This is a genomic window from Mycobacterium basiliense (assembly GCF_900292015.1).
Lineage (GTDB): Bacteria > Actinomycetota > Actinomycetes > Mycobacteriales > Mycobacteriaceae > Mycobacterium > Mycobacterium basiliense.
The window spans coordinates 5,395,099-5,418,328 of sequence record NZ_LR130759.1 but is presented as its reverse complement, the minus strand read 5'-3'; the positions used below and the strand labels follow the sequence as shown (position 1 = coordinate 5,418,328).

The following is a 23,230-nucleotide window of genomic DNA, read 5'->3' as shown; positions in this document are numbered from 1 at the left end:
TGCCCTCGCGGCTAGTCGTCGACGGTCAGCAGGATCTTTCCGTAGGTCTTGCCCGACAGCATCAATTGATGAGCCTCTGCGGCCTGTTGAATCCGTAGGCGGCTGCCGATAACCGGTCGAACCCGGCCGCTGGCGATCATCGGCCAGACCGAGGTGGTGACCGCTTGCGCAATAGCGCTCTTACCGTTCGCGCCGCTCACCGGCCGGGCCCGTAACGTGGTCCCGATAATCCGGGCTCGCTTGGTGAGCAGCTTGCCCAGGTTGAGCTCGGCTTTCACCCCGCCTTGCATGCCGATGACGATCAGTTGTCCGTCGGTGGCCAGCGCGTTGATATTGCGGTCGAGGTAGGCCGCCCCCATGATGTCGAGAATCACGTTGGCGCCGGCGCCACCGGTCTCTTCATGCAGCCGCGCGACGAAGTCCTCGTCGCGGTAGTTGATGGTGATCTCTGCTCCCAGGTCGCGACAGAGGTCCAGCTTTTCCGGTGATCCCGCGGTGGCCGCCACCCGGGCGCCCAAGGTGTGTGCCACCTGGATCGCGTGGGTGCCGATGCCGCTGGCGCCGCCGTGAATGAGCACCAGCTGCCCGGGGCCCAGGCGGGCGGCCATCACCAGGTTGGACCACACCGTGCAGGCGACTTCAGGCAACGCCGCGGCGTCGACGAGCTCGATCGGTTCGGGTATCGGCATCACCTGACCGGCCGGAACGGCGACGTACTCGGCGTATCCGCCGCCAGCCAGCAATGCGCAAACTTCCTGTCCCGCAGACCATTCCGTGACATCGGAGCCGACTTCGGCAACGGTGCCACTGACCTCCATGCCGATAATCTCGCTGGCTCCCGGCGGGGGCGGATACTTACCGGCCGCCTGCAGCACGTCGGCACGGTTCACCCCGGCCGCGGCGACTTTGATGAGGATTTCGTCGGGTCCGACGGCCGGATCGGGGACCTGCTGCCAAACCAGTTGGTCCGCGGAGGCGGCGACGATGGCGTGCACGACCGCCACGCTACTACCCGCCGATTCCGACCCCGTTACCCTTAGCAGCGGTGGCGTGGCAGAGCGGCCTAATGCACTCGCCTTGAAAGCGAGAGACGGCTAAAACCGTCCGGGGGTTCAAATCCCTCCGCCACCGCCGTTGGGGTGCCGCGATGATCGTGGGGCAACCCCGTCGATGATCAACGCGGTATGGCGGCCGTGATGGTGTTCAGTAGCGCGCCGTAGCGGCCGGATTCGGGATCTTTACCGGGCTTCCCACTACTGACTACCGCGGCCGACAGCCGACGCTCTGGGTCGGCCCACAAGGCGATGTTGATCAGCCCCAGATGACCGAACGCTGCCGGCGCGTTGCGCCCGAACGGGCCGAATCGCCTCGAGCCCAGCATGTAGCCGGTACCCCAGCGCAGCGGCATCAGGCCGACCGCAACATCGGGTCGCAGCCGCCGGCATTCCCGCACCGCATTGCGCAGCGTTTCCGGCTGCATGATTCGCACGCCGTCGAGTTCCCCGCCGCGGCGCAGGATCTCCATGAATCGGGACAGTTCGTTGGCCGTCGACACGGTGTTTGACGACGGGATGATGGTGCTGAGGTAGAGCGGCTGGTTGGTGTAGGGAATCACCTCATGCACGGTTCCGCCGATCGCCTTGCGGAATACCGCCGCGACCACCGGCGGCAACGGCCGCCCGGTGGCGTGGCTCGGCGCGATCAGCGGAAGGTCTTTCTTGGCGACGCCGAAGTTGGTCCACCGAAAGCCCAGCGGGTCGAGGATCTCGGTGGCCAAAACGTCGCGAATCTCCTTGCCGGTGGTGGCCCAGACGATCTCACGCATCAGCGGGCCCCACGTCAGTGCGTGATACATGTGCAGCAGCCCGGGTCGGTAGAGCGGTTTGAGTTCGCCAAGTTTTTCCAGGGCGTATTCGTGGTCGTCCGCTCGGGTGACGTCGGGCCTGGGCCCGGTGGCGAACGGCACGCCGGCGCTGTGGGTCAGCACGTGGCGGATGGTGGTGCGGTCCTTGCCGTGACTGGTGTAGCTGGGCAGATATTCGCAGACGCGGTCGTCGAGGGAAAAGTACCCGCGTTCGACCAGCATGTGGATGACGGTGGCAGTGATGGCCTTAGCCGAGGAGTAGACGCAAAATGGGGTGTCCGTCATGGCGGGGATTTTTTCGGCGTCGGGGGAATCGGTCGGGGCGTTACCCCAGCCGTGGCCGATCGCACGGTTGAGCACCACGCGGCCGTTGTGGCGGATACAGAGCTGGATCGCAGGGTGCATCCCGGCCTGGTACCAGTAGCGGGCCGCCCCCCAGATTCGTTCGATGGTGGCGGTCTCGATCTCGGAGTGGTCCTCGTCACCGATCGCCGTCACGGCGTCGAGGTCGGCCGGGACACGGATCGTGCCGTCGGGAGTCATCGGCGCCACTCCTCCTCATCGCTGCGCTCTGCATCGTCGCCGGCGGGAGTCATCGGCGCCACTCCTCCTCATCGCTGCGCTCTGCATCGTCGCCGGCGGGAGTCATCGGCGCCACTCCTCCTCATCGCTGCGCTCTGCATCGTCGCCGGCGGGAGTCATCGGCGCCACTCCCAGCGAGAGTACGTGCGCAACGGCGAGACTGCCGCCATGGTCGTGGTCGGGCCGGCCACCACAACCCCCACCGCATTCTCGGCGAGTCGCGTCAGGCCGTTCTACTCGCCGGTGAACTGCGGGGGACGCTTGGCGAATGTCGCCGAAATACCTTCGGTCAGGTCCTTGGACGGTAGAAACGCCGCATTCCAGGCGGCCACATAGCGCAGATTCTCCGAGATTCTGGACGTGCGCTGCTGATCAAGGACGTCCTTGACACCGTAGACCGCCAACGGCGGGTTGGCCGCGATCTCGGCGGCGGTGGCGTGAGCCGCGGCCAGGGTTGCCTCGGCGTCCTGGTAGACGCTGTTGACCAGGCCGATCTTTTCAGCCCGAGCCGCATCGATGTCGCGGCCGGTCAATGCCAGCTCCCGTAGGTGGCCGTCGTTCAGGATCAGCGGCAGCCGGGCCAGACTGCCCATGTCGGCGACGATTGCCAGCTTGACTTCCCGCACCGAGAACTTGGCATCGGCGCTGGCGTAGCGGATGTCCACCGCGGAGACCAGATCGACGCCGCCGCCGATGCACCAGCCGTGCACCGAGGCGATGGTGGGGGTGCGGCAATCCGCGACGGCGTTGGTGGCTTTCTGCATTCTCAGCACCTCGGCGTGGAAGTCGGTCCGCGGACGCGCCAATGCACCTTCGGCCATCAGCGGGGCAAAGGTTCCGCCCATCGCCGGGACGTCCAGTCCGTAACTGAAATTCCTGCCCGACCCGGTAATGACGATGGCCCGCACCTGGCGGTCGGCGTCCAGCGCCGCGAATACCTCTGGCAGCTCCGACCAGAAGGCGGGCCCCATCGCATTGCCCTTGCCCGGTCCAATCAAGGTCACCTGCGCGACCTGGTCCTTGATTTCGACGGTGACGGATTCGTATGTTTCACCCATCTCCAGACCGTAGCGTGGCCGATATGGCCTCTGATTTGCGACCCGGACCAGATTCCCCGCCGACCAATGAGCTGGCGAGTGCCGAAGCCGCACTTTCGGTACTGCAGCAAGTCCTGCACACCATTGCCGGCGACGATATGTCGCGACCGACACCGTGCCGCGAGTACGACGTGTCGGGGCTGACCGGGCATCTGCTGAACTCGATCACGGTCCTGGGCGGAATGGCCGGCGCCGACTTCGCCGGCCCCTCAGCGAACGACGACACCGCCTCCGTCGAGGGACAAGTGATCGGTGCCGCCCGGCCGGCCCTGGACGCCTGGCATCGTAGGGGCATAGACGGCGATGTATCCCTGGGCCCGGGCTCGATGCCCGCCAGGGTGGCGGTTTCGGTGTTTTCGATCGAATTCCTGGTCCACGCGTGGGATTACGCCACGGCCGTGGGCCACGACATGCAGGCGCCGGATTCGTTGACCGACTACGTGCTGGGGTTGGCGCGCACGCTGATCAAGCCACAGGAACGCAGTGCCGCCGGATTCGACGAACCGGTGGAAGTGCCCGAGCATGCCAGCGGGCTGCATCGGCTGGTGGCTTTCACCGGCCGCAATCCGACCCGGTAGGCGCCCGACATCCGGGTAGGGCTACACCCGCTCGAGATAAAAGTAGTAGTACCGGCCGTTGTCGAGAACGCCCTTGCCGTTCATGATGCCCATCACCGCGTCGTCGTCGATTCGCTTGAAGTGGTCGTGTACGGGTTGGCCGTCATAGACCATGGTCGCGGTGATCTCGCCGCGGAATTGCTCCAGCCACAAGCTGGCCTCGCCCTTGCCCATCGCCACGTTGGAGAACCTGTTTCCGTCGGCGTCCAGACACACCAGTGGCTGAACATCGGTGGGCGAGTTGAATGTCTTGCCGAACCAGTTGGCCTCCTGCAGTCGGCCGTTCATCTTGTGGCCGGTGTGAAATTCGCCGCCCTTCCACTGGCCGATCATGCCGTCGATGGTTGCGGGCGCAAGCGTCTGCCAGAAATCGTCGAGTTCTGCGTCCGGGATGGGGTGGGCGCAGTTCTTGAAGTCGGTGAACTGCTGGCGGGCTGTCCATGCGCTCATTGCAGGTCTCCCCGGTGCCCGTGCCAGCTGCGGGCGAATCGCAGCAAGGCGTCATTTTCTTCCGGCGCGCCCACGGTCACCCGGACACCGTCGGTACCGTGCGGGCGGACCACGATGCGGGCGTCGGCGGCCTGCTCGACGAAGTCTCGGGTGCGGGGGCCCAGCGGCAGCCAGACGAAATTGGACTGCGACGGCGGCAGCGTGAATCCGGCATCGCGCAACGCAGCGCTGACCCGTGCCCGCTCGGCGACGACGGCGTCCGTGCGGGCCAGCAGCTCGTCGGCGGCATCCAGCGACGCGATGGCGCCGGCTTGCGCGATGCTCGAGACCGTGAACGGGACGTAGACCTTGTCCAGAGCGGTGATCACATCGGGTTGACCGATCGCGTAGCCGACCCGCAGACCTGCCAGCCCGTAGGCCTTGGAGAACGTTCGCAACACCACGACGTTGCTATGGGAGCCGACCAGCTCGAGGCTGGCGGGAGCCATGCCGTCGCGGATGTACTCGACGTAGGCCTCGTCGATGGCAATCAGGATGTGCGGCGGAACGGTCTCGACGAAGCGTGTCAGCGCGTCCGGCTCGACCACGGTGGAGGTCGGATTGTTGGGGTTGCACACCAAAATCAGGCGGGTGCGCTCGGTGACCGCGGCGAGCATGGCGTAGAGGTCGTGGGTGTGGTTGGTCAACGGCACCCCGACGGCGGTTGCGCCGGCCACCTCTACCTGGGGCGGGTACAGCTCGAAGCTGCGCCACCCGTAGATCACCTCGTCGCCCACCGATGCGGTGATCTGGACGAGCTGCTGGCACAGGCTCACCGAACCGCAACCCACGGCGATGTGTTCGGGACCGAAATCCGAGGCGCTCTGCGCGGTGACGTGCTTGGCCAGCGCCGCCTTGAGCTCCAGACAGCCGTTGTCGGGATAGCGGTTGATCGACGCGGCGGCGTGCTCGATGGCCGCCCTGACGCCGGGTAGCGGGCCGAACACCGTCTCGTTGCTGGCCAGTTTGATGGCGCCCGGCACGGTCTTACCGGGAACGTAAACCGGCAGCCCGGCCAACTCGGGCCTCAGGCGGGCAGTCACGTCGACAGCATATGTGGCGCCTGTGTACGCTGAGCCTCCGGCGGCTGCGGGATTCCGCGGTCGGGTACCCTCATGAAGTTCGATGGAGGCGTGCCAGAGCGGCCGAATGGGGCTCACTGCTAATGAGTTGTCCCCCTCAAAGGGGACCGGAGGTTCAAATCCTCTCGCCTCCGCGCAGCACCTGCGAGGACACAACTGAACAACGGCGCCCGTAGCTCAACGGATAGAGCATCTGACTACGGATCAGAAGGTTGGGAGTTCGAATCTCTTCGGGCGCGCTTTTAGCTGGCGAGACGTGCGGCCCTGCCCGGGCGCACGGGGGGTTTACCCAATTTGTCCTCGGGGCAAGCTCGGGGCATGTACGCAATCGCTTCACTGCTCGCCGTGCTGGCCGTCTCGCTGCTCGTCACCAGGGTTGCAACCGTGGTGCTGGCCGCCTCGGGGATGTCCGGGGAGGCGGCGCGGTTCCAAGCCCGGTCGGCGTTCACCGGTGCCGGCTTCACCACCACAGAGTCCGAGGTTGTGGTGTCGCATCCGGTGCGCCGCCGAGTGGTGATGCTGCTCATGCTGGTGGGTAACATCGGCTTCGTTGCGGTCGCGAGTTCGCTGATTCTCGGTTTCCGAGGCGACGCCGTCGGGGCGTCGTGGATGCGGGTCTTCGTGCTGGCGGCGGGACTGCTGCTGCTGGTGTATCTGTCTCGCAGTCCCTGGGTGAACCGCTGGCTGACGGCGCTGATCGGTCGGGCATTGCGCCGCTGGACCGACATGGCGGGCCGGGACTCCGCGGTGTTGGCCGACCTGGGGGACGGCTACGTGGTCAGTGAGTTGGCGATCGAGGCGGACGACTGGGTGTCCGGAAGCACGCTGCGGGAGCTCCGGTTGCCGGAGGAGGGTTTGCTGGTGCTCGGGATCAATCGAGATGACGGCGACTACGAGGCGCATCCGGGCCCGGATAGCCGGGTTTCGTGCGGCGACGTGCTGGTGCTCTACGGCCACGCCGACGCGATCGCCGACCTCGATCAGCGAGCCGTTGACGACGGTGACGCCTCCCATGCCCGTGCGGTGCAGCGACATATGGCCCGCGGCGGCGTCCCCGGGTGATGCTGGTTGTGTCGCCCGCCTGAGGATGGGACAAACGGGCCCGACATCGACAGGAAACCCATTGCCGACCCAGCGACACGGCGCTTGTCCAAGGAATTGACAATAAATAGCAAGGCTTTTGTCTAGACAGTTTACAACGCCAAGATCACTTATCACAGTTATATAACGGTTGAAATTCTGTTCTATATCTGCAGGCCTGTGTAGTGCACTATCACCAGGATCTCCGCATTTCACAAGGGCCAAAGGAACTGTCATGTCGTTTTTATTTACACAGCCGGATATGCTAGTGGCGGCGGCAGCGGATTTGGCCGGCATTGGTTCGACGATCAGCCAGGCAACGGTGGCGGCGGCAATGCCGACCACGGGCATACTGGCCGCGGGTGCGGACGAGGTGTCGGCAGCCGTGGTCGCCCTGTTCGGTGCGCACGCCCAGAATTACCAATCGCTGAGCGCCCAGGCGCTGCAGTTTCACCAGCAATTCGTGCGGGCGCTGACCTCGGCTGGGGAAGCCTACGGCGGTGCTGAGGCCGTCAACGCGGCGCAGCAAGCGCTGAACATGGTCAATGCGCCCACGCAGGCGCTGTTGGGTCGCCCGCTGATCGGCAATGGTGGCGATGGCGCGGCGGGCAGCGGGCAAGCCGGCGGGGCCGGCGGGTTGTTGTATGGCAACGGGGGCAACGGCGGATCCGGCGGACCCGGTCAAGCGGGAGGCAACGGGGGCGCCGCTGGACTAATCGGCCAAGGCGGAGCCGGCGGGCAAGGCGGGGTCGGCGGCAGCGGCGGTAGCGGTGGGGCCGGAGGCTGGCTTTACGGTAGCGGCGGCCAAGGCGGCGCCGGCGGCCCGTCCGGCGGCAACGGCGGGGCCGGGGGCAACGCCGGGCTATGGGGAGCCGGTGGAGCTGGAGGCGTCGGCGGGGCCGGCAGCACCGGTTCGCAGGGAGTCAATCCGGGGCCCGACTATGCGGATCCGGCGGCGGCCAATGGTCACAACGGCGCCAACGGCGGCATCGGCGAACGGGGCGGAAACGGAACGTCCGGCGCCCCCGGCGGCGACCATCAGGCCGGGGGCAACGGGGGAAGCGGCGGGACTGGCGGTGCCGGGGATCCCGGTGGCAACGGCGGCAACGGCGGCGACGGCGGCCTTGGTGCACCTGGCGGTAACGGTGGTGGCGGGGGCGCTGGCCAACCCCAGGGTGGTATCGGCGGCCAGGGGGGCGCCGGCGGTGCGGGAGCCCCGGGCGGTAACGGCGGTGCCGGCGGCGATGTCACCAACGCCCCATTTTCCCTGGGCGGCAACGGCGGCGATGGCGGCGATGGCGGCGCCGGTGCGGCCGGCGGAAGGGGCGGCAATGGTGGGGGCAACAGCAGCACCTCCTATCTTCAAGGCCGTGGGGGCACCGGTGGCCATGGCGGGGATGCCACCGGTCCGCTGAGCGCCGGCGGCAACGGTAGCGCCGGTGGCCACGGTGGCGCCGGCGGTCGTGGCGGGTGGTTGATGGGCGATGGCGGGGCTGGTGGCGCCGGCGGTCTGGGCGGCATCGGCGGTGCCGGCGCTGCGGGCGGTCCGGGCGGCGCCGGCGGCAATGGCGTCAACACCAGCGATTATCTCGGCGGCACGGGCGGGGACGGCGGTGCCGGTGCGTCCGGCGGGGCGGGCGGTACCGGCGGCAACGGCGGGGCGGGCGGGGCCGGCGGACTGCTGGGTCACGCGGGTGCCGCTGGAGTCGGCGGCGTGGGCGGTAACGGTGGTGCGGGTGGCGCGGGTGGTGCGGGCGGCGCCGGGGGTTACGGCCCATTTGGTGGCCAAGGGTTATCCGGTGCAACCGGTCACACCGGGGCGCAGGGCGCTACTGGCGCCAATGGAATGCCCGGCTGAGAAACTCCGCTCAGGGCCTTCCGATCAGGTTGAGCGCACGTTCGAACAAGTGCACCGTGGCGGCGTGCAGCTGGTCGCCGACTTCTTTCTCGGCCTGGCCCGCGCAGGCGCGAGCCAGCGTTCCCTCGATCACGATGCCGAGCTTGAAACAGGCCAGCACGGTGTACCAGGTGATGTGGGACAGGTCGCGGGTGGTGTTGGCGGCGTACTGCCGCAGTAGGTCCTCGGTGCTGGCCAACCCGTCCTGCCCGCCGAGCGCATGGCTGAACACGCTGGATCCATCCGGCTGGCGCCAGGTGGCCAGCAGCCAGCCCAAATCGAGCAGCGGGTCACCGATGGTGCACATCTCCCAATCGACGATGGCGACCACCTGCGGCCCGGTCAGGGAGAACACGACGTTGGCCGCGTGATAGTCGCCGTGCATGATGCCCGGTGTCCAGCGTGCGGGTCGGTGGCTCTGCAACCAGGCCGACACCTCCTCGATGCCGGGGATCTGCGGCCCCGGGTAGCCCTCGTACTGTTGATAGGAGTCCAGCTCGGAAAGCCAGCGCGGCACTTGGCGTTCCAGGAATCCTTCCGGTTTGCCGAAATCTGCCAGGCCCACCGCAACATGGTCGATGGCGCCGAGTTTGGCCAGCGCGTCGGCCATCGAAAGTCCCATGCCGAAGCGGATGCGTGCATCACCGGCGTGCAGCGGCGGCAGTCCTTCGCCGGCGTTGAATCCGTCGATCGGCTCCATCAGGTAGAAGACGGCGTCACCAAGCACCGAGGGGTCGTCGCAGGTGGCGATCAACGATGGGTGGGGAACATCGGTATCCGCTAGCGCCGCAAGCACTTTGGTTTCACGCAGGATCACACTGTTGCTGCGCGCACGCAGGTGGCGTGGTCCGCGACGCAGTACATAGGTACGTCCGGACCTGGTGAAACGCAGCATGACGTTCTGCGTTCCGCCGGTGACCGTCGAAACGTCGGACAACGGGCCCTCGCCCAGTCCCTGTCCCGACATCCATGCCGCTACCGCATCGAGGTCCACCGGGTTCACCGAGGTCACCCCTTGGTGCGGGGGGTGTAGCGCACGGTCTGGGCTCGGATCATCCCGTCGCGAAACACAAACGTGTCGACGCCGTCATCGACCCGGTTATCCGCCGACTCGGCGGCCCACTCGAGAAACAGCAGGTCGCCCTCAAAAACTTGAGACTTCAAGTCCCAGGCGGCGTTGGGCAGATCATCGAGCAACGTGGCGAACACTTTTCGGATGGCGTCCTTGCCGCGTGCGACGCCCGCCGATGTCGGCAGCACGGAGTCGTCGGCGTAATCGGCAACGATCTCGTCAAGGTCGCCGGTGGCAAGCGCTCGTCCGTGGTGGACGAATACCTCCTGGGGTGTACGCGTCATGGTGCTCCTTTGCAACCTGTCGATTCTCTGGGAAAAAGCCTAGGACACCGGCGACGAGCGGCCGCGGCCCTCGACGACTGCAAGACTGGTTCCCAAGGATGGCTTTTCTTCCTGGGAAGGTGCCAATGCCGCGAACCGATAGCGATACCTGGAACATCACCGAGAGCGTGGGAGCCACCGCGCTCGGTGTGGCGGCCGCGCGAGCGGCCGAAACCGAGAGCGATGATCCGCTCATCCACGACCCGTTTGCGCGCATCTTTGTCGATGCCGCCGGCGATGGGATGTGGACCTTGTTCGCCAACCCCGCGCTGCTGGCCGCGGCGTCCGACATCGAGCCCTTGGTGCGGACACGGGTGCGGCAGATGATCGACTTCATGGCGGCGCGCACGGCATTCTTCGACGAGTTCTTCCTCGGTGCGGCCGACGCCGATGTCAGACAGGTCGTGATCCTGGCCTCGGGACTGGATTCGCGTGCCTGGCGGTTGCCGTGGCCGAACGGCACCGTCGTCTACGAACTCGATCAGCCCAGGGTGCTGGAGTTCAAATCCGCCACATTGAGCCGGCACGGCGCGCGACCGACAGCCAAACTGGTGAACATTCCGATAGACCTGCGCCAAGACTGGCCGGCGGCCTTGCGGGACAGCGGTTTTGACGCGTCGAAAGCTAGTGCCTGGTCGGCCGAAGGGCTGGTGCGTTACCTGCCGGCGCGGGCGCAGGACCTCTTGTTCGAGCGCATCGACGCGCTGAGTCCTGCCGGCAGTTGGCTGGCTGCCAACGTGCCAGAAGAGGGCTTCCTGGATCCCGATCTGGTGCGACGCCAACACGAGGACATGCGGCGAATGCGGGCGGCGGCCGGCAAGCTGGTGGAAATCCAGATGCCGGACGTGGAAGAGCTCTGGTACGCCGAAGAGCGCACCGTGCTCGCCGACTGGCTGGCTGACCGCGGCTGGGAGGCGTCGGTGACAACCTCGGCCGAGTTGCTTGCCCACCACGGGCGCCCGGTGCCCAACGACTCTGAAGGCCCGATCCCGCCGACCCTGTTCGTATCAGCGCGGCGGCCCGTGACCTGATCCTGGGCCAGCCGCCCATCGTTTGGGAGCTGGTTGACATTTGTGCGATTTGGGTTTGCCAAATTCCTGAAATTTCTTATCCCGACGGGATTACGCTGCCGCTAATTATTCACCCAAAAGTGGCGGAGGACGGCGATGTCGTACCTGTTGGTGGTCCCAGAGATATTGACCTCGGCGGCGACGGATTTGGAAGGAATCGCGTCAGCGTTGGGCGCGGCCAACCTGGCCGCTGCGGTCCCGACCACCGGGCTGCTGGCCGCCGGCGCTGATGAGGTCTCCCAAGCCGTGGCGTCGTTGTTTGCCGGCTACGGGCAGGCCTACCAATCGATGAGCACACAGGCGGCCGCGTTCCATGCCCAATTTGTCCAGGCAATCAGTGGCGCGAGCGGCGCATATGCCACCGCCGAGGCGGCCAGCGCCTCGCCATTGCAAGCCCTGGAAGACGCGGTGTTCGGTGTGGTCAACGCGCCGACCCAGGCCCTACTCGGACGCCCACTGGTCGGCAACGGCGCCGATGGGACGGCGGCCAACCCAAACGGCGGTGCCGGTGGGTTGTTGTACGGCAACGGCGGCAACGGCTATTCGCAGACGACCGCCGGGGTCGCCGGGGGAGCCGGTGGCTCTGCGGGTCTGATCGGCAACGGCGGGATGGGCGGTGCCGGCGGGGCCGGTGCGGCGGGCGGGGCCGGCGGAATGGGCGGCTGGTGGTTAGGCAACGGCGGCGCCGGGGGAGCCGGGGGCGCGGGCACCGCGGGCGCGGTGGGTTTCAACGGGGTTAGCGGTGGCGCCGGTGGCGCCGGCGGCGCGGCCGGCTGGTGGGGCGCCGGGGGCGTCGGCGGGCAGGGTGGAACCGGCGGGATGGCCGGCGGCTACGACAACGTGAACAACATCTACGGCACCACCGCGGGCGACGGCGGCGTCGGCGGCATGGGCGGTCGTGGCGGGTGGCTGTTCGGCGACGCCGGAGCCGGCGGGCAGGGCGGGGCCGGCGGGGACGGCAACTATGCGGGCAATGGTTCCTACGGCGGTGCTGGCGGCGCGGGCGGCGCCGGTGGTGCCGCCGGCATGTTCGGATCTGGTGGGGCCGGAGCGGCCGGTGGAGCCGGCGGGACGTTCGGTAGCGGCGGAAACGCCGCGCTAGCGGGAAGTGGCGGTCAGGGTGGCCACGGCGGTCAAGGTGGGTGGCTCTACGGCAACGGCGGTGCCGGCGGCCAAGGTGGCCTGGGTGCGGACAGCGCGCAGACCGACGGTATGGGCAACTTCATCGACTCTCAGCGAGCGGGTGACGGCGGGGCCGGCGGCAATGGCGGTGGCGCCGGGCTGATTGGAGTCGGTGGCGCCGGCGGGGCCGGCGGCGGCGGTGGGCTCGACGCCTGGCTCAGTGCTGGTAGCGGTGGCCGGGGAGGCGATGGTGGCCACGGCGGGTGGCTTTTTGGCAGTGCCGGCGACGGCGGGCAGGGCGGCGTTGGTGGCAACGGCTTTGCCTTGAATACTTCGTTCCCGCCGGATACGTATTCGTACCGGTCTGATATGGGTGGCACCGGTGGCGCTGGCGGGCACGGCGGAGCTGCGGGGCTGTTCGGCGCGGGCGGCGCCGGTGGCGCGGGCGGGGCCGCCGGGGTCGGCGGTTATGGCGCCGGCGCTGGGGGCGACGGCGGTAATGGCGGCGCCGGCGGAACGCTGTTGGGCGATGCTGGCGTCGGCGGGCGGGGTGGCGCCGGCGGGGACGCCTACTGGACGTACACCTCCAACGGCAACCCCGCGTTCGACGGGGGCCGTGGTGGCGGCGCCGGCGGTAATGGCGGCGTCGGCGGTGCTGCCGGTCTGTTCGGTGCCGGCGCCGTCGGCGGCGCCGGTGGTGCTGGCGGCCTCAGCGGCTATGGCGTCGGCGGCAGCGGCGGAAACGGCGGTGGCGGCGGTGCTGGTGGGTGGCTGGCTGGCGACGGCGGGGCCGGCGGTCACGGTGGCGCCGCCGGCAACGGGGTGAGCGACCCGGTGAACGGCGTGACCGACGGTGATGGCGGCACCGGCGGCAACGGCGGTGCCGGTGGCGGCGCGCGCGGATGGTTCGCTAACGGAGGCGTCGGCGGCGGTGGCGGTGCCGGCGGTGCCAGCTACGGATTTGCTGCCTCCGGCGGCAATGGCGGCAATGGCGGTGGCGGCGGGGCCGCTGGTGCGCTGATCGGCGCAGGCGGCGTTGGCGGGTCCGGCGGAGCCGGTGGAGCCGGTGTGGTCGGTCCTCCCGCAGCCAATCCGGGTAATGATGGGCTGGACGGCGTCACCGGTGCCGGCGGACTGCTGCTTGGCGGCTAGCGCGGCGCACCACAGCGGCCGGTGAAAATGTGCTTCGTTTCCGGCTCGTTGGGCGATAAATACATCCTGCCAACGGTTTTCGGGTTGGCGGGCCGAGCCCTCAGGTGTCTCCGGCGACCATGTTCTCCACGTCGTCCTTGATCGCCGCGATCGCGTCGACGGGGGTGAGGTTCTGTCCGGCCGCGTTCTGACCGAGCTGAGGCCACCCGGCACCGTTGGGCCCACGCAGCTGATCCCAGATCTCGCGCACCTTGGTCAACAGCTCGGCTTGCTCTTCGTCGGAAAGTGCCATCAGGGGTCCTCTGTTCGTGCTGATGCCGCATTCGGCGGCAAACTGGTGCGGTGTCAGTCCGTCGGCGGAGTTCATGTCTTAGCGACCGAACGGTGGGCACCCCTGTGGCAGGTTGGGGCTGTAGCCGTTGCCGTCGGTGTATTGGTGGGCGACCTGGCCGGGAAGATTCGGATTGGACCCATACCCCGCGGCGATCACCCGCAGGCCCGGCGGGCGCACGCGCCACATATTGAAAAAGTCATAGGCATTGGCATAACCAATGATTCGCGCGGGTGAGCCGGCAAATGCGGCCAGGTTCCAGTACAGCTGATTGATCCAAGCCGACCCATCGCCCGGCGGGTTTCCGCCCGACTCGACGTCGAGCATCAATGCGATCCGTTGGTGCAAGCCGCCCTCGGCATCGATCATCGAACGCACGGTATTCGCATTGGCCAGCCAATTGGGCCGTACATAGGTGTAGACGATGCCGAAAGTCAAGCGCCCGCTGTCCAATGCGGCACGCATCCAGGCATAGTTGCGCGCAAAGTTGTGGTCCCGATAGGTGCCGTCGCAGACACGAATCGACAGAACCCGGTAGGGATACGAGTTATCCACCGGCACTTGATATTCTGATACGTCGGCGAACAATGTATCAGGCATGTTTCCCCAATCCTCGTTCACCGCAATACTTGTCGTGCAGGGTAGCGGCCCGCCCTGGTGCCAATCTAGTCGGTATTGTTGCCGCTATGGCTGACAGACCCGCCCGGGTCGCCGATGTGCATCGGATTGCTGCGTCGATGCCGCACGTCAAGCGATTGGAAGGACCGAAGGGGAATCCCGTCTACCAGGTGGGTGGCAAGTCGTTCGTGTTCTTTCGTACGCCGCAGCCCGATGCCGCCGATCCGGTCACCGGCCAACGATACGCCGACGTGATCATGTTGTGGGTGGAGTCAGAGAGCGACAAACTGGCGCTGACCCAAGACCCTGCCTCGCCATTTTTCACCACGGCCCACTTCGATGGCCATCCGTCGGTTCTGGTGCGGGCCAGTCGATTGGCTGAGATCGGTACGACGGAATTGGCTGAGCTGATTCAGGATGCCTGGCTGTCCCGCGCTTCCAAGAAGCGGGGAGCGGCATGGCTTGACACCCAGAAACCGTAGCCGCGGGCGCTCGCACATTGTGCGCGTCTATTCGGGCGCTCCGTATCGGCCCGAAGATGTTTGGACACGAGTACAACGGGTATGTACGGATTTGCGAGATTTTTTCTCGGACACATTGGAGGTCGCCATGCGTGGTCGCGGAGTTGTCGGGGCTATTGTGCTCGTGTGGTTGCTTATTGGAGTCTTCGCAACGTGGCAGCGAGGCTACTTCAAAGGCCAGCAAACAAGTTGTGCCTCAGTGGGAACCGTTGCGGTGACGGTGCTCGCTGGGCCGCTTAATTACTTCGGCGTCAATCCGAAAGTAAGGGATTGTCATTTGCCGCAGCCCAGCTCAATGTCGTCAATTGATCACGCCTCCGTAATCTAGAAGGAAGTTGTCATGGTTGTCGTCGGTGCTGTCTTGCTTATCCTCGGATTTGTCTTTGGCATCCATTTGCTGACCGTGCTCGGAGTCATCTTGCTGGTGATCGGCGCGGTGCTGTGGATCATGGGATCCATGGGGCGCCCGGTCGCCGGCCGGCGCTACTGGTACTAACGCCCGGAGCTGTGCAGGTCATCTGGGTTTTCACAGCTCGCGCATAGGAAGGGCATAGCGTCGGCCTAGTCCGGTGGGGATACTGGAAATCGTGACGGCGCCCCGAACCTCGGTTGAGCGAGTTGTCATGTGCCGAGCCGACGGCCAACCGGTCAGCGTGCTGGTTGTGGACGACGAACCCGTGCTGGCCGAGATGGTATCGATGGCCCTGCGCTATGAGGGCTGGAATATCACGACCGCCGCGGATGGCTCGTCGGCTATCGCCGCCGCCCGTACTGAGCGGCCCGATGTCGTGGTGTTGGACGTGATGTTGCCCGATATGAGCGGTTTGGACGTACTGCACAAGTTACGCAAAGAGAATCCTCACCTGCCGGTGTTGCTGCTGACTGCCAAGGATGCCGTCGAAGACCGGATCGCCGGGTTGACGGCCGGCGGCGATGACTACGTCACCAAGCCTTTCAGCATCGAGGAGGTAGTGCTGCGGCTGCGAGCGCTATTGCGGCGCACCGGGGTAACAACGGTGGACAGCGGCGCGCAGCTCGTGGTCGGAGATCTGGTTCTCGACGAGGACAGTCATGAGGTGACCCGCGCGGGCGAACTTATCGCGTTGACCTCCACCGAATTCGAACTGCTGCGGTTCATGATGCGCAACTCCAAACGAGTGCTGAGCAAGGCGCAGATCCTGGATCGGGTATGGAGCTATGACTTCGGCGGCCGGTCCAACATCGTTGAGCTCTACATTTCCTACCTGCGCAAGAAGATCGACAACGGCCGCGAACCCATGATTCACACGCTGCGTGGCGCAGGCTATGTCCTCAAGCCGGCCCGCTAGCAGTCCGCGATTTTGGTCGCTTCGGCTGCGGTTGTTGATCGGCCAGGTGGTGGTCCTCGCCGTCGTGTGTGTCGGCATCACCGTGGCAACCGAACTGGCGCTGCGCCATCACTTGGTGGCACAGCTCGACAATCAGTTGGCCGGAACGTCGTACCGCTCCTCGCTGATGAACCCGGAGGGACACCGGTGGTGGTGGCGGCACATCAAGCCTCGCCACATGTCAGGCCCTGGACCAAGATTCCTGGATGCCCCGGGACAGCCGGCCGGTATGGTTGGCGCGGTCGTCGACGATGGCAAGACGGCCGAGGCCGGCTACCTGACCGGCAGTGGAGCCCGGGCCGAGGTGAGTGCAGCCGCGCAGGCACAGCTGGCGGCCATCGCCGACAGCCGCACGCCGAGGACTCTGGACCTCGACGGCTTGGGCCGATACCGCGTTGTGGCCGCGCCGAGCCGGCACGGAGACGAAGTGATTGTCACCGGTCTGTCGATGTCGAACGTGGACACCACCATGTTTCGGATCTTGATCATCTTCGGCATCGTCACCGCGATTGCATTGGCCGCCGCAACAACGGCCGGTGTCGTCATCATCAAGCGTGCGCTGGCGCCGCTGCGGCGCGTTGCGCAAACCGCAAGGGAAGTCGCTGATCTGCCGTTGGACCGCGGCGAGGTCGAACTTCCGGTCCGGGTGCCCGAACCGGAAGCAAACCCGTATACGGAAGTGGGCCAACTCGGTTCGGCGGTGAATCGGATGCTCGACCACATCGCAACCGCACTGTCGACCCGGCAGGCAAGTGAAACTCGAGTGCGCCAGTTCGTTGCCGATGCGAGCCACGAATTGCGCACCCCGCTGGCCGCGATCCGTGGCTACACCGAACTCACACAGCGCATGGGTGACGACCGTGAGGCGGTGGCGCAGGCCATGAGCCGGGTCGCATCGGAAACCGAGCGGATGACTCGCCTCGTCGAGGACCTTTTGTTGCTTGCCCGGCTGGACTCGGGCCGTCCGCTGGAACGCGAACCCGTGGACCTATCCCGGCTGGCGGTCGACGCGGTCAGCGATGCACACATCGCCGGTCCAGATCACCAGTGGGAACTCGACCTGCCGGCCGAGCCGGTGGTGGTCCCCGGTGATGCGGCACGGCTACATCAGGTGGTAGCCAATCTGCTTGCCAACGCCCGGATCCACACCGGCGCCGGCACCGTCGTGACCACGCGGCTAAGCACCGAACCGGCGCACACCGTGTTACAGGTGATCGACAACGGGCCTGGCATTCCGGCAGAGCTGCAATCGGAGGTGTTCGAGCGGTTCGCCCGTGGGGATTCGTCCCGTTCGCGCAGAGGCGGCAGCACCGGGTTGGGCTTGGCGATCGTCTCCGCTGTGGTCAGGGCCCATCACGGGACTATCACGCTCAATAGCGCGCCCGGTCATACCGAGTTTGCGGTGCGGTTGCCGCTCAATGGGTGGCAACCGCCCGCATCCTCGGTCGGTTAGCGTGTCCGGCTCGCCCCCGCGAGTCAGGGGCAGGTGACGTCGATTTCGAACGGCTTATTCACCGGAGACATCGGGTTGGCCATGTCCACCCCGGTGGCCGTGCCGGTGATCTTGTAGGTGCTGCCGTCCTTGCTTGCCTCGGCTTTGCCCTGGCCGGTGCCGGATGTGTAGCCAAGCGTCACACCGTTGACATTGCCCAGCCCGACGGACTTCACCTCGGGCGGGTTGGCGTCGGTGAGCACCGCGGCGATGCCGGTGGCCGCCCCACCGATTGCGATGTTGACATTGCCGGCGGCCGTCGTGCAGACAACTGAGCCGGTTACGTGTTGGTCCTGGCCGTCGATGGTGACCTTTGTTCCGGAGGCGCCGCTGCCACCTCCCGTGCTTGCCGATGTCGCGCCTGTGCTTGAGGTCCCGCTACTGCTCGTGGTCGACTTGTTGCTCGAACATCCGGAAAGACCCGCGACCAAAATCGCCGCTCCGGCTACTGCGACCGTCAGTCCACGCTTCACCTGTGCTCCTTTGCCCGTTGTAGCGGTTCTCGGCATTGAGGACCGCCCCGGCAGTATGCGGGTTAACTGGACCCGAGGTCTAGGGACCGTGCAAATTATTTTCCGGTTAGCCAGCTGCCAGCTGGCGATGCGATGGGGCCTACCGGAGGCCGCGAGGCTAATGGCAAGGTAGTGCCAGTGGACCACAAACCTCCTACCGCGGCGATCGAATCGGCTCACGGCCAACACTCCCTGCCATTCCAGGACACGCGAGATTTTGACGACGCCGACCGCGGATTCATTGCCGCTCTGAGCCCCTGTGTCATCAAGGCGGCCGATGGTCGAGTGGTATGGGACAACGACGTCTATTCGTTTCTCGGAGGCCCCGCGCCCACATCGGTGCATCCCAGCCTGTGGCGACAATCGACGCTGGCTGCCAAACAAGGGCTCTACGAAGTGGTGCCGGGCATCTACCAGGTCCGCGGATTCGACCTGTCCAACATCAGCTTCATTGAGGGCGACACCGGAATTATCGTCATCGATCCATTGGTGTCCACCGAGGTGGCCGCCGCCGCGTTGAGCTTGTATCGGACCCACCGCGGTGGTGACCGTCCCGTCGTGGCGGTGATCTACACGCACAGCCACGTCGACCATTTTGGTGGCGTGCTGGGCGTTACCTCACAGCACGATGTGGACGCGGGAAGAGTCCAGATCCTGGCTCCGGAAGGGTTCACCGAGCACGCCGTCCAGGAGAACGTCTACGCCGGCCCGGCCATGACTCGCCGCGCGACCTATATGTACGGGACCCTGCTGGCCCGCGGTCCGCAAGAGCAGGTGGGCTGTGGGCTTGGTCAAACCCCGTCGACGGGTGAGGTCGCCATCATTAACCCGACAGTCGACATCCGGACGACGGGTGAGCGGCACACCATCGACGGGGTTGAGATCGAATTCCAGATGGCACCGGGCACCGAGGCCCCCGCCGAGATGCACTTCTATTTCCCGAAATTCCGCGCGTTGTGCATGGCCGAGAACGCCACCCATAACCTGCACAATCTGCTGACGCTGCGCGGCGCGCTGGTGCGCGACCCGCATGGCTGGTCGGGCTACCTCACCGAGGCGATTGACACCTTCGCGCAACGCACCGATGTGGTGTTCGCCTCCCACCATTGGCCCACCTGGGGGCGCGACCGCATCGTCGAATTCCTCTCGCTGCAAAGGGATTTGTACGCCTATTTGCACGACCAGACATTGCGGCTGCTCAACCACGGTTACACAGGTGTGGAGATCGCCGAAATGTTCCAGATGCCACCGGCATTGGAGCAGGCCTGGCACACCCATGGGTATTACGGGTCGGTCAGTCACAATGTAAAGGCGGTTTACCAGCGCTACATGGGCTGGTTCGACGGCAACCCCGGGCGGCTGTGGCCCCATCCTCCCGAAGCGCTCGCACCACGTTACGTCGAGGCAATGGGTGGGATTGACCGTGTGGTAGAACTCGCCCAGGATGCGTTCGACTCCGGCGACTTCCGTTGGGCGGCTACGCTACTCGATCACGCGGTATTCGCTGACAGTGAGCACCCCGCCGCCCGCGCCCTCTATGCCGACACCCTCGAACAGATGGGGTACGGTGCCGAGAACGCGACCTGGCGCAACTTTTTCATGTGTGGGGCAGCCGAATTGCGCGACGGCGTCATGGGCACCGCCGTTCAGGCGACCTCGCCTGCGCTGCTCACCCAGCTCACGCCGGAGCAGATCTTCGACAGCCTTGCCATCCGCATCAACGGCCCGCGCAGCTGGGATCTCGACATCACCATCGACGTGACGTTCGAGGACCTCAACGCCAACTACCGCCTCGCACTGCGTAACGGTGTGCTGATTCATCGCAAGATCGCTGCCGACGAAGCGACGGCGTCAGTTACCGTCAAGCTGCACAGCAAGTCTCGGCTGCTGGCGGTGGCCATGGGTGATTTCAGTTCACCCGGGATCGAGGTCTCCGGTGACCAGGCGGTGTTGCAGGCCCTGGCCGGCGTGCTCGACGAACCCAACCCAAGTTTCAACATCATCGTCCCTTAGCGACATCGTTCCTGAGCGACAGCGAGGTCACGGCACGTCGATAACCACCTTGCCCAGCACCTTGCGCTCGGCCACGTAGCGCAGCGCGGCAGGGGCGTCGGCCAGGGGGAATCGCGCACCGATGTGGGGTCGGATGGTCCCGTCGGCGAACATCTGGGACAGTTCAGCCAGGTCACGGGTGGCTTCGGCCGGACGATCGGTCATGAAGGTACGGATCTCCATGCCGCGCACGGTGATGCCCTTGAGCAGCACCAGATTGAGGGGGATGGCCGGTATTGTGCCGGCGGCGTAACCGAGAGTGACAAACGTGCCGCCGCGGGCAAGGCCGCGTAGGGCCGGCTCCGAATACTGGCCGCCGACGGGGTCGATGACCACCCGCGTGCTGTCCCCGGTGAGCTCGCGGATGCGGGACTTGAGCTCCTCCCGGTTGTAGTCGACGACGGCTAGCGCCCCGCGTTGCGCACACAACTCCAGCTTCTCCGGGTTGGACGCGGCGGCCAGTACGCGGGCACCCATGGCCACCGCAAGATCGACCGCGGCCAGGCCCACGCCGCCGGCGGCACCCAATACCACCACCCAATCGCCCGCCGAGACCTGGGCAATTGAGCGCAGCGCATGATACGCGGTCCGGTAGGTCACGCCGAACGCGGCGGCAGAGGCCAGGTCGACTTCGTCGGGAACGAGCGTTGCCGAGGCCGCATCCAGTAGTGCCAGCTCGGCGAACGCCCCGATGGCGGTGGCCCCGTAGACCCGTTGGCCCGGACTAAAGGGCGCGCCGTCGCCGGCGGCCAGCACCTCGCCGGCCAGCTCGCTGCCGGGGGTGAACGGCACCGGAATCCGGATCTGATACTTACCGGCGATCAGCAGCACGTCGGGAAAGTTCACCGCCGCAACCGAGACGCGCACCAGCAGTTGACCGGGACCGGGGACCGGATCGGTGACGTCGACGATCTGCAGGCCCTCCGGGGGGCCGTAGGCGCGGCAGATGACCGCGCGCATCAGCCGACCCCCAACCCGAGCAGGCAGAACCGCACCAGATGCGCAATGTCGGTGGGGCCGGGCCGCTCGGTGGAACCCACGTAGCGGCGCATGGTGGCTACCGTACAGCCGAATACGGTGTTCACGTCGCGCTCGACGTCGCTGCTGCCCAGCGCCGTGACGGGGGCAACCAGCAACTCACGCAACGGCCGCATCATGTCCTGGTCGGCGCCGCGCCAATTGGTTGCCGCGGTCAGCTGTCCGGCGGCGGCACGACTCATGCTGATCAGATGCGGGTCGGCGACTTGGGCCAGGGCGCCCTCGATCCACCGCGCGATCTTGTCTTGCGGACGGGTCTCCTTGGCCATCTGATGCTGGAGGTAGGACACCACGATCGCCACGCCGCGCTCCATGACGGCCAGGATGAGGTCGTCCTTGCCGGCGAAGTAGCGGTAAAACGCCTTGTTCGAGGTGCCGGCCTCGGCGACGATGTCGCTGACGCGGGGAGGTTCTGGTGCGACCCGCTCCATTACCCGAACCGTGGCCGCCAGGATTCGTTCGACCTCCTCGGTGGCTTCGCGCTGGCGGTCGTCGAGCGCGCGCTCGACCGCCGCAGTGACCCGATTGTTCATGGCGAATCGGGCAGGGCGGGAACGCGATCGACGAGATCGCCGTATTTGACGCGGGCGGCCTCGCGGCGGATGGCCAACGATTCGCTGGGCCACTCCGGGTCTTCGGGTTCGTAGTTCTTCAGCAGCATCCGGGCCAGGTTCACCTTATGTGCTTCGGTGGGTCCGTCGGCCAAGCCCAGCGCGACGCCGCCGAGCAGCACGTTGACCAACGGCAGCTGATCGGTGGTGCCCAACGCACCGTGCACCTGAATGGCGCGCAAGCCAATCGACTTGAGCACTTGCGACGCCAGGATCTTGCAGGCGCCGATCTCGGTGCGCGCGGCGTGCTCACCGGCGGTGTCGATCAGCCAGGCCGCGTGCAGCACCGCCAGCCGGAACGGCATCAGCTCGGTATACGAGTCGGCGATGAACGCCTGTACCAACTGTTTGTCGGCCAGCGAGCTGCCCTGGGTGAAACGGCTTTTCGCGCGTCGCGACATCATCTCGACCGCGCGCTGCGCCATTCCGATAGACCGCATCGCGTGATGCAGCCGGCCACCGGCCAGCCGGGTTTGCAGGATCAGAAAGCCCTGACCGGGCTCCCCCAACAGCGCGTCGGAGCCCACTCGAACCTCGTCGTAGTGCACCAGGGAATGTCCCGGTTCATGCGGAAGTGCACCCACCAGATGGTGGTTGGCCGCGATGGTCAGGCCTTTCGTCCCGGCAGGGACCAGGAAGGTCGATGCACCGCGATGAACCGGCACTGCGGGGTCGGTGATTGCGACGACGATGAAGAACGACGCGACCGAAGCGTTGGACGAGAAGTACTTGCGCCCGGTGATTACCCAGTCCCCATTGTCCGAGCCGTCTCGTACGGCGCGGGTCGTGAAGACACGCGGGTCGGCACCGCCCTGCGGCTCGGTCATCGAAAAGCAGGAGAAGATCTCGCCGGAGAGCAATCCGTCCAGATACCGCTCCTTTTGCTCCCGGGTGCCAAACCGCGCGATGATCTCCGCATTCCCGGTGTCGGGTGCTTGGGTGCCGAACACGATCGGTGCCCAGGGACTGCGGCCCAGAATCTCGTTGATCAACGTCAGCTTCACCGCGCCGAAACCCTGACCGCCCAGCTCGGGGCTCAAATGTGGAGCCCACAACCCCTCGTCGCGGACCCGCTGTTTGAGCGGATCGACGATGCGTCGGCGTTCGTCGTTGAGCGGCAGGAACTCACAGCCCGGGAACAGCACTTCAAGTGGCTCCACCTCGTCGCGCACAAACTCCCGGATCCACTCGAGTTTCTTCTCGAACTCGGGTTCGGTGCAGAAGTCCCAGGCCATTTGCGA

General features: G+C 66.2%; 22 protein-coding genes, 3 tRNA genes and 2 pseudogenes. 14 read left to right on the top strand and 13 right to left on the bottom strand.

Annotation, left to right across the window (positions count from 1 at the left end; all coding sequences use genetic code 11):
- Positions 1-11: 11 nt before the first annotated feature.
- Positions 12-995, bottom strand: a complete 984-nt coding sequence (locus MB901379_RS23105; protein WP_197717846.1) for an NAD(P)H-quinone oxidoreductase — start codon at positions 993-995, stop codon at positions 12-14.
- Positions 996-1,044: 49 nt separating this feature from the next.
- Here MB901379_RS23105 and MB901379_RS23100 point away from each other — a divergent pair.
- A tRNA-Ser gene (locus tag MB901379_RS23100) sits at positions 1,045-1,131 on the top strand.
- Positions 1,132-1,174: 43 nt separating this feature from the next.
- Here the strand turns inward: MB901379_RS23100 and lipE are convergent.
- The 3 genes and pseudogenes from lipE to MB901379_RS23090 form a co-directional block, all read right to left on the bottom strand.
- Positions 1,175-2,407, bottom strand: coding sequence for a lipase LipE (gene lipE / locus MB901379_RS23095; protein WP_158018715.1), 1,233 nt, complete (start codon positions 2,405-2,407; stop codon positions 1,175-1,177).
- Between the two features lie 66 nt (positions 2,408-2,473).
- A pseudogene (locus MB901379_RS25395) lies at positions 2,474-2,547 on the bottom strand (hypothetical protein); the annotation flags it as partial.
- 132 nt (positions 2,548-2,679) lie between these two features.
- Positions 2,680-3,504 (bottom strand): crotonase/enoyl-CoA hydratase family protein, encoded by an 825-nt coding sequence (locus MB901379_RS23090; RefSeq protein ID WP_158018714.1) that lies wholly within the window; start codon positions 3,502-3,504, stop codon positions 2,680-2,682.
- 23 nt (positions 3,505-3,527) lie between these two features.
- On the opposite strand from MB901379_RS23090, the gene MB901379_RS23085 reads away from it, so the two are divergent.
- Complete coding sequence (locus MB901379_RS23085) at positions 3,528-4,121, top strand: TIGR03086 family metal-binding protein (RefSeq protein ID WP_158018713.1); 594 nt, start codon at positions 3,528-3,530, stop codon at positions 4,119-4,121.
- A 21-nt stretch (positions 4,122-4,142) separates the two neighbouring features.
- Here the strand turns inward: MB901379_RS23085 and MB901379_RS23080 are convergent, their stop codons facing one another.
- Positions 4,143-4,610, bottom strand: a complete 468-nt coding sequence (locus MB901379_RS23080) for a DUF4334 domain-containing protein (RefSeq protein ID WP_158018712.1) — start codon at positions 4,608-4,610, stop codon at positions 4,143-4,145.
- Entirely contained in the window at positions 4,607-5,692 is a 1,086-nt protein-coding gene (locus MB901379_RS23075) for a pyridoxal phosphate-dependent aminotransferase (RefSeq protein WP_158018711.1), read from the bottom strand. Before MB901379_RS23075 ends, MB901379_RS23080 begins: the two co-directional genes overlap by 4 nt.
- 84 nt (positions 5,693-5,776) lie before the next feature.
- On the opposite strand from MB901379_RS23075, the gene MB901379_RS23070 reads away from it, so the two are divergent.
- The 4 genes from MB901379_RS23070 (at position 5,777) to MB901379_RS23055 (ending at position 8,669) form a co-directional block, all read left to right on the top strand.
- Positions 5,777-5,865, top strand: a tRNA-Ser gene (locus MB901379_RS23070).
- 32 nt (positions 5,866-5,897) lie between these two features.
- Positions 5,898-5,970, top strand: a tRNA-Arg gene (locus tag MB901379_RS23065).
- 79 nt (positions 5,971-6,049) lie between these two features.
- Complete coding sequence (locus tag MB901379_RS23060; protein ID WP_158018710.1) at positions 6,050-6,793, top strand: TrkA C-terminal domain-containing protein; 744 nt, start codon at positions 6,050-6,052, stop codon at positions 6,791-6,793.
- 253 nt (positions 6,794-7,046) lie between these two features.
- A complete protein-coding gene (locus tag MB901379_RS23055) occupies positions 7,047-8,669 on the top strand; it encodes a PE family protein (protein WP_158018709.1) in 1,623 nt (540 codons plus the stop codon).
- Between the two features lie 10 nt (positions 8,670-8,679).
- Here the strand turns inward: MB901379_RS23055 and MB901379_RS23050 are convergent, their stop codons facing one another.
- Both MB901379_RS23050 and MB901379_RS23045 read right to left on the bottom strand, forming a co-directional pair.
- The gene (locus tag MB901379_RS23050) at positions 8,680-9,675 is read right to left on the bottom strand and encodes a phosphotransferase family protein (protein ID WP_158019396.1); all 996 of its coding nucleotides are present in this window, start codon (positions 9,673-9,675) and stop codon (positions 8,680-8,682) included.
- Positions 9,676-9,716: 41 nt separating this feature from the next.
- A complete protein-coding gene (locus tag MB901379_RS23045) occupies positions 9,717-10,064 on the bottom strand; it encodes a nuclear transport factor 2 family protein (RefSeq protein WP_158018708.1) in 348 nt (115 codons plus the stop codon).
- Positions 10,065-10,189: 125 nt separating this feature from the next.
- Here MB901379_RS23045 and MB901379_RS23040 point away from each other — a divergent pair, with 125 nt between their 5' ends.
- Entirely contained in the window at positions 10,190-11,134 is a 945-nt protein-coding gene (locus tag MB901379_RS23040; RefSeq protein ID WP_158018707.1) for a class I SAM-dependent methyltransferase, read from the top strand.
- A gap of 135 nt (positions 11,135-11,269) precedes the next feature.
- Positions 11,270-13,447, top strand: a complete 2,178-nt coding sequence (locus MB901379_RS23035) for a PE family protein (protein ID WP_158018706.1) — start codon at positions 11,270-11,272, stop codon at positions 13,445-13,447.
- A gap of 100 nt (positions 13,448-13,547) precedes the next feature.
- Here the strand turns inward: MB901379_RS23035 and MB901379_RS23030 are convergent.
- Positions 13,548-14,378: pseudogene (locus MB901379_RS23030) on the bottom strand (hypothetical protein).
- A gap of 86 nt (positions 14,379-14,464) precedes the next feature.
- Here MB901379_RS23030 and MB901379_RS23025 point away from each other — a divergent pair.
- From MB901379_RS23025 to MB901379_RS23010, 5 genes are all read left to right on the top strand, one after another.
- Positions 14,465-14,878 (top strand): MmcQ/YjbR family DNA-binding protein, encoded by a 414-nt coding sequence (locus MB901379_RS23025; protein ID WP_158018705.1) that lies wholly within the window; start codon positions 14,465-14,467, stop codon positions 14,876-14,878.
- 115 nt (positions 14,879-14,993) lie between these two features.
- Positions 14,994-15,245, top strand: coding sequence for a hypothetical protein (locus MB901379_RS24910; RefSeq protein ID WP_158019395.1), 252 nt, complete (start codon positions 14,994-14,996; stop codon positions 15,243-15,245).
- A gap of 12 nt (positions 15,246-15,257) precedes the next feature.
- Positions 15,258-15,413, top strand: a complete 156-nt coding sequence (locus MB901379_RS24120) for a DUF6131 family protein (protein WP_174237061.1) — start codon at positions 15,258-15,260, stop codon at positions 15,411-15,413.
- Positions 15,414-15,540: 127 nt separating this feature from the next.
- Positions 15,541-16,245: a two-component system response regulator TcrX gene (gene tcrX, locus MB901379_RS23015; protein WP_158019394.1), complete on the top strand. Its 705-nt coding sequence runs from the start codon at positions 15,541-15,543 to the stop codon at positions 16,243-16,245.
- Complete coding sequence (locus MB901379_RS23010) at positions 16,223-17,737, top strand: sensor histidine kinase (RefSeq protein ID WP_158018704.1); 1,515 nt, start codon at positions 16,223-16,225, stop codon at positions 17,735-17,737. The genes tcrX and MB901379_RS23010 overlap by 23 nt, the downstream gene beginning before the upstream one ends.
- Positions 17,738-17,760: 23 nt before the next feature.
- Here MB901379_RS23010 and MB901379_RS23005 read toward each other — a convergent pair whose 3' ends face one another.
- The gene (locus MB901379_RS23005) at positions 17,761-18,249 is read right to left on the bottom strand and encodes a lipoprotein LpqH (RefSeq protein ID WP_158018703.1); all 489 of its coding nucleotides are present in this window, start codon (positions 18,247-18,249) and stop codon (positions 17,761-17,763) included.
- Positions 18,250-18,420: 171 nt separating this feature from the next.
- Here MB901379_RS23005 and MB901379_RS23000 point away from each other — a divergent pair, with 171 nt between their 5' ends.
- Positions 18,421-20,301, top strand: a complete 1,881-nt coding sequence (locus MB901379_RS23000; protein ID WP_158018702.1) for an alkyl/aryl-sulfatase — start codon at positions 18,421-18,423, stop codon at positions 20,299-20,301.
- A 27-nt stretch (positions 20,302-20,328) separates the two neighbouring features.
- Here the strand turns inward: MB901379_RS23000 and MB901379_RS22995 are convergent, their stop codons facing one another.
- Genes MB901379_RS22995 through MB901379_RS22985 form a run of 3 tightly spaced genes read right to left on the bottom strand, consistent with a single transcriptional unit; the run spans position 20,329 to position 23,224 of the window.
- The gene (locus tag MB901379_RS22995) at positions 20,329-21,300 is read right to left on the bottom strand and encodes an NADPH:quinone oxidoreductase family protein (protein ID WP_158018701.1); all 972 of its coding nucleotides are present in this window, start codon (positions 21,298-21,300) and stop codon (positions 20,329-20,331) included.
- Positions 21,300-21,911 (bottom strand): TetR/AcrR family transcriptional regulator, encoded by a 612-nt coding sequence (locus tag MB901379_RS22990; RefSeq protein WP_158018700.1) that lies wholly within the window; start codon positions 21,909-21,911, stop codon positions 21,300-21,302. Before MB901379_RS22990 ends, MB901379_RS22995 begins: the two co-directional genes overlap by 1 nt.
- Positions 21,908-23,224 carry an acyl-CoA dehydrogenase family protein gene (locus MB901379_RS22985; protein ID WP_158018699.1) on the bottom strand — a complete coding sequence of 439 codons (1,317 nt, stop codon included), beginning with the start codon at positions 23,222-23,224 and terminating at the stop codon, positions 21,908-21,910. The genes MB901379_RS22990 and MB901379_RS22985 overlap by 4 nt, the downstream gene beginning before the upstream one ends.
- Positions 23,225-23,230 lie beyond the last annotated feature (6 nt).

Coding starts and splice junctions, on each gene's coding strand:
- MB901379_RS23045 (WP_158018708.1), bottom strand. CDS start 10,064: ATGACGCGTACACCCCAGGAGGTATTCGTCCACCACGGACGAGCGCTT.
- MB901379_RS23035 (WP_158018706.1), top strand. CDS start 11,270: ATGTCGTACCTGTTGGTGGTCCCAGAGATATTGACCTCGGCGGCGACG.
- MB901379_RS23085 (WP_158018713.1), top strand. CDS start 3,528: ATGGCCTCTGATTTGCGACCCGGACCAGATTCCCCGCCGACCAATGAG.
- MB901379_RS23050 (WP_158019396.1), bottom strand. CDS start 9,675: ATGTCGGGACAGGGACTGGGCGAGGGCCCGTTGTCCGACGTTTCGACG.
- MB901379_RS23080 (WP_158018712.1), bottom strand. CDS start 4,610: ATGAGCGCATGGACAGCCCGCCAGCAGTTCACCGACTTCAAGAACTGC.
- MB901379_RS22990 (WP_158018700.1), bottom strand. CDS start 21,911: ATGAACAATCGGGTCACTGCGGCGGTCGAGCGCGCGCTCGACGACCGC.
- tcrX (WP_158019394.1), top strand. CDS start 15,541: ATGTGCCGAGCCGACGGCCAACCGGTCAGCGTGCTGGTTGTGGACGAC.
- MB901379_RS23040 (WP_158018707.1), top strand. CDS start 10,190: ATGCCGCGAACCGATAGCGATACCTGGAACATCACCGAGAGCGTGGGA.
- MB901379_RS23090 (WP_158018714.1), bottom strand. CDS start 3,504: ATGGGTGAAACATACGAATCCGTCACCGTCGAAATCAAGGACCAGGTC.
- MB901379_RS23055 (WP_158018709.1), top strand. CDS start 7,047: ATGTCGTTTTTATTTACACAGCCGGATATGCTAGTGGCGGCGGCAGCG.
- MB901379_RS23060 (WP_158018710.1), top strand. CDS start 6,050: ATGTACGCAATCGCTTCACTGCTCGCCGTGCTGGCCGTCTCGCTGCTC.
- MB901379_RS22995 (WP_158018701.1), bottom strand. CDS start 21,300: ATGCGCGCGGTCATCTGCCGCGCCTACGGCCCCCCGGAGGGCCTGCAG.
- MB901379_RS24120 (WP_174237061.1), top strand. CDS start 15,258: ATGGTTGTCGTCGGTGCTGTCTTGCTTATCCTCGGATTTGTCTTTGGC.
- MB901379_RS23025 (WP_158018705.1), top strand. CDS start 14,465: ATGGCTGACAGACCCGCCCGGGTCGCCGATGTGCATCGGATTGCTGCG.
- lipE (WP_158018715.1), bottom strand. CDS start 2,407: ATGACTCCCGACGGCACGATCCGTGTCCCGGCCGACCTCGACGCCGTG.
- MB901379_RS23010 (WP_158018704.1), top strand. CDS start 16,223: ATGTCCTCAAGCCGGCCCGCTAGCAGTCCGCGATTTTGGTCGCTTCGG.
- MB901379_RS22985 (WP_158018699.1), bottom strand. CDS start 23,224: ATGGCCTGGGACTTCTGCACCGAACCCGAGTTCGAGAAGAAACTCGAG.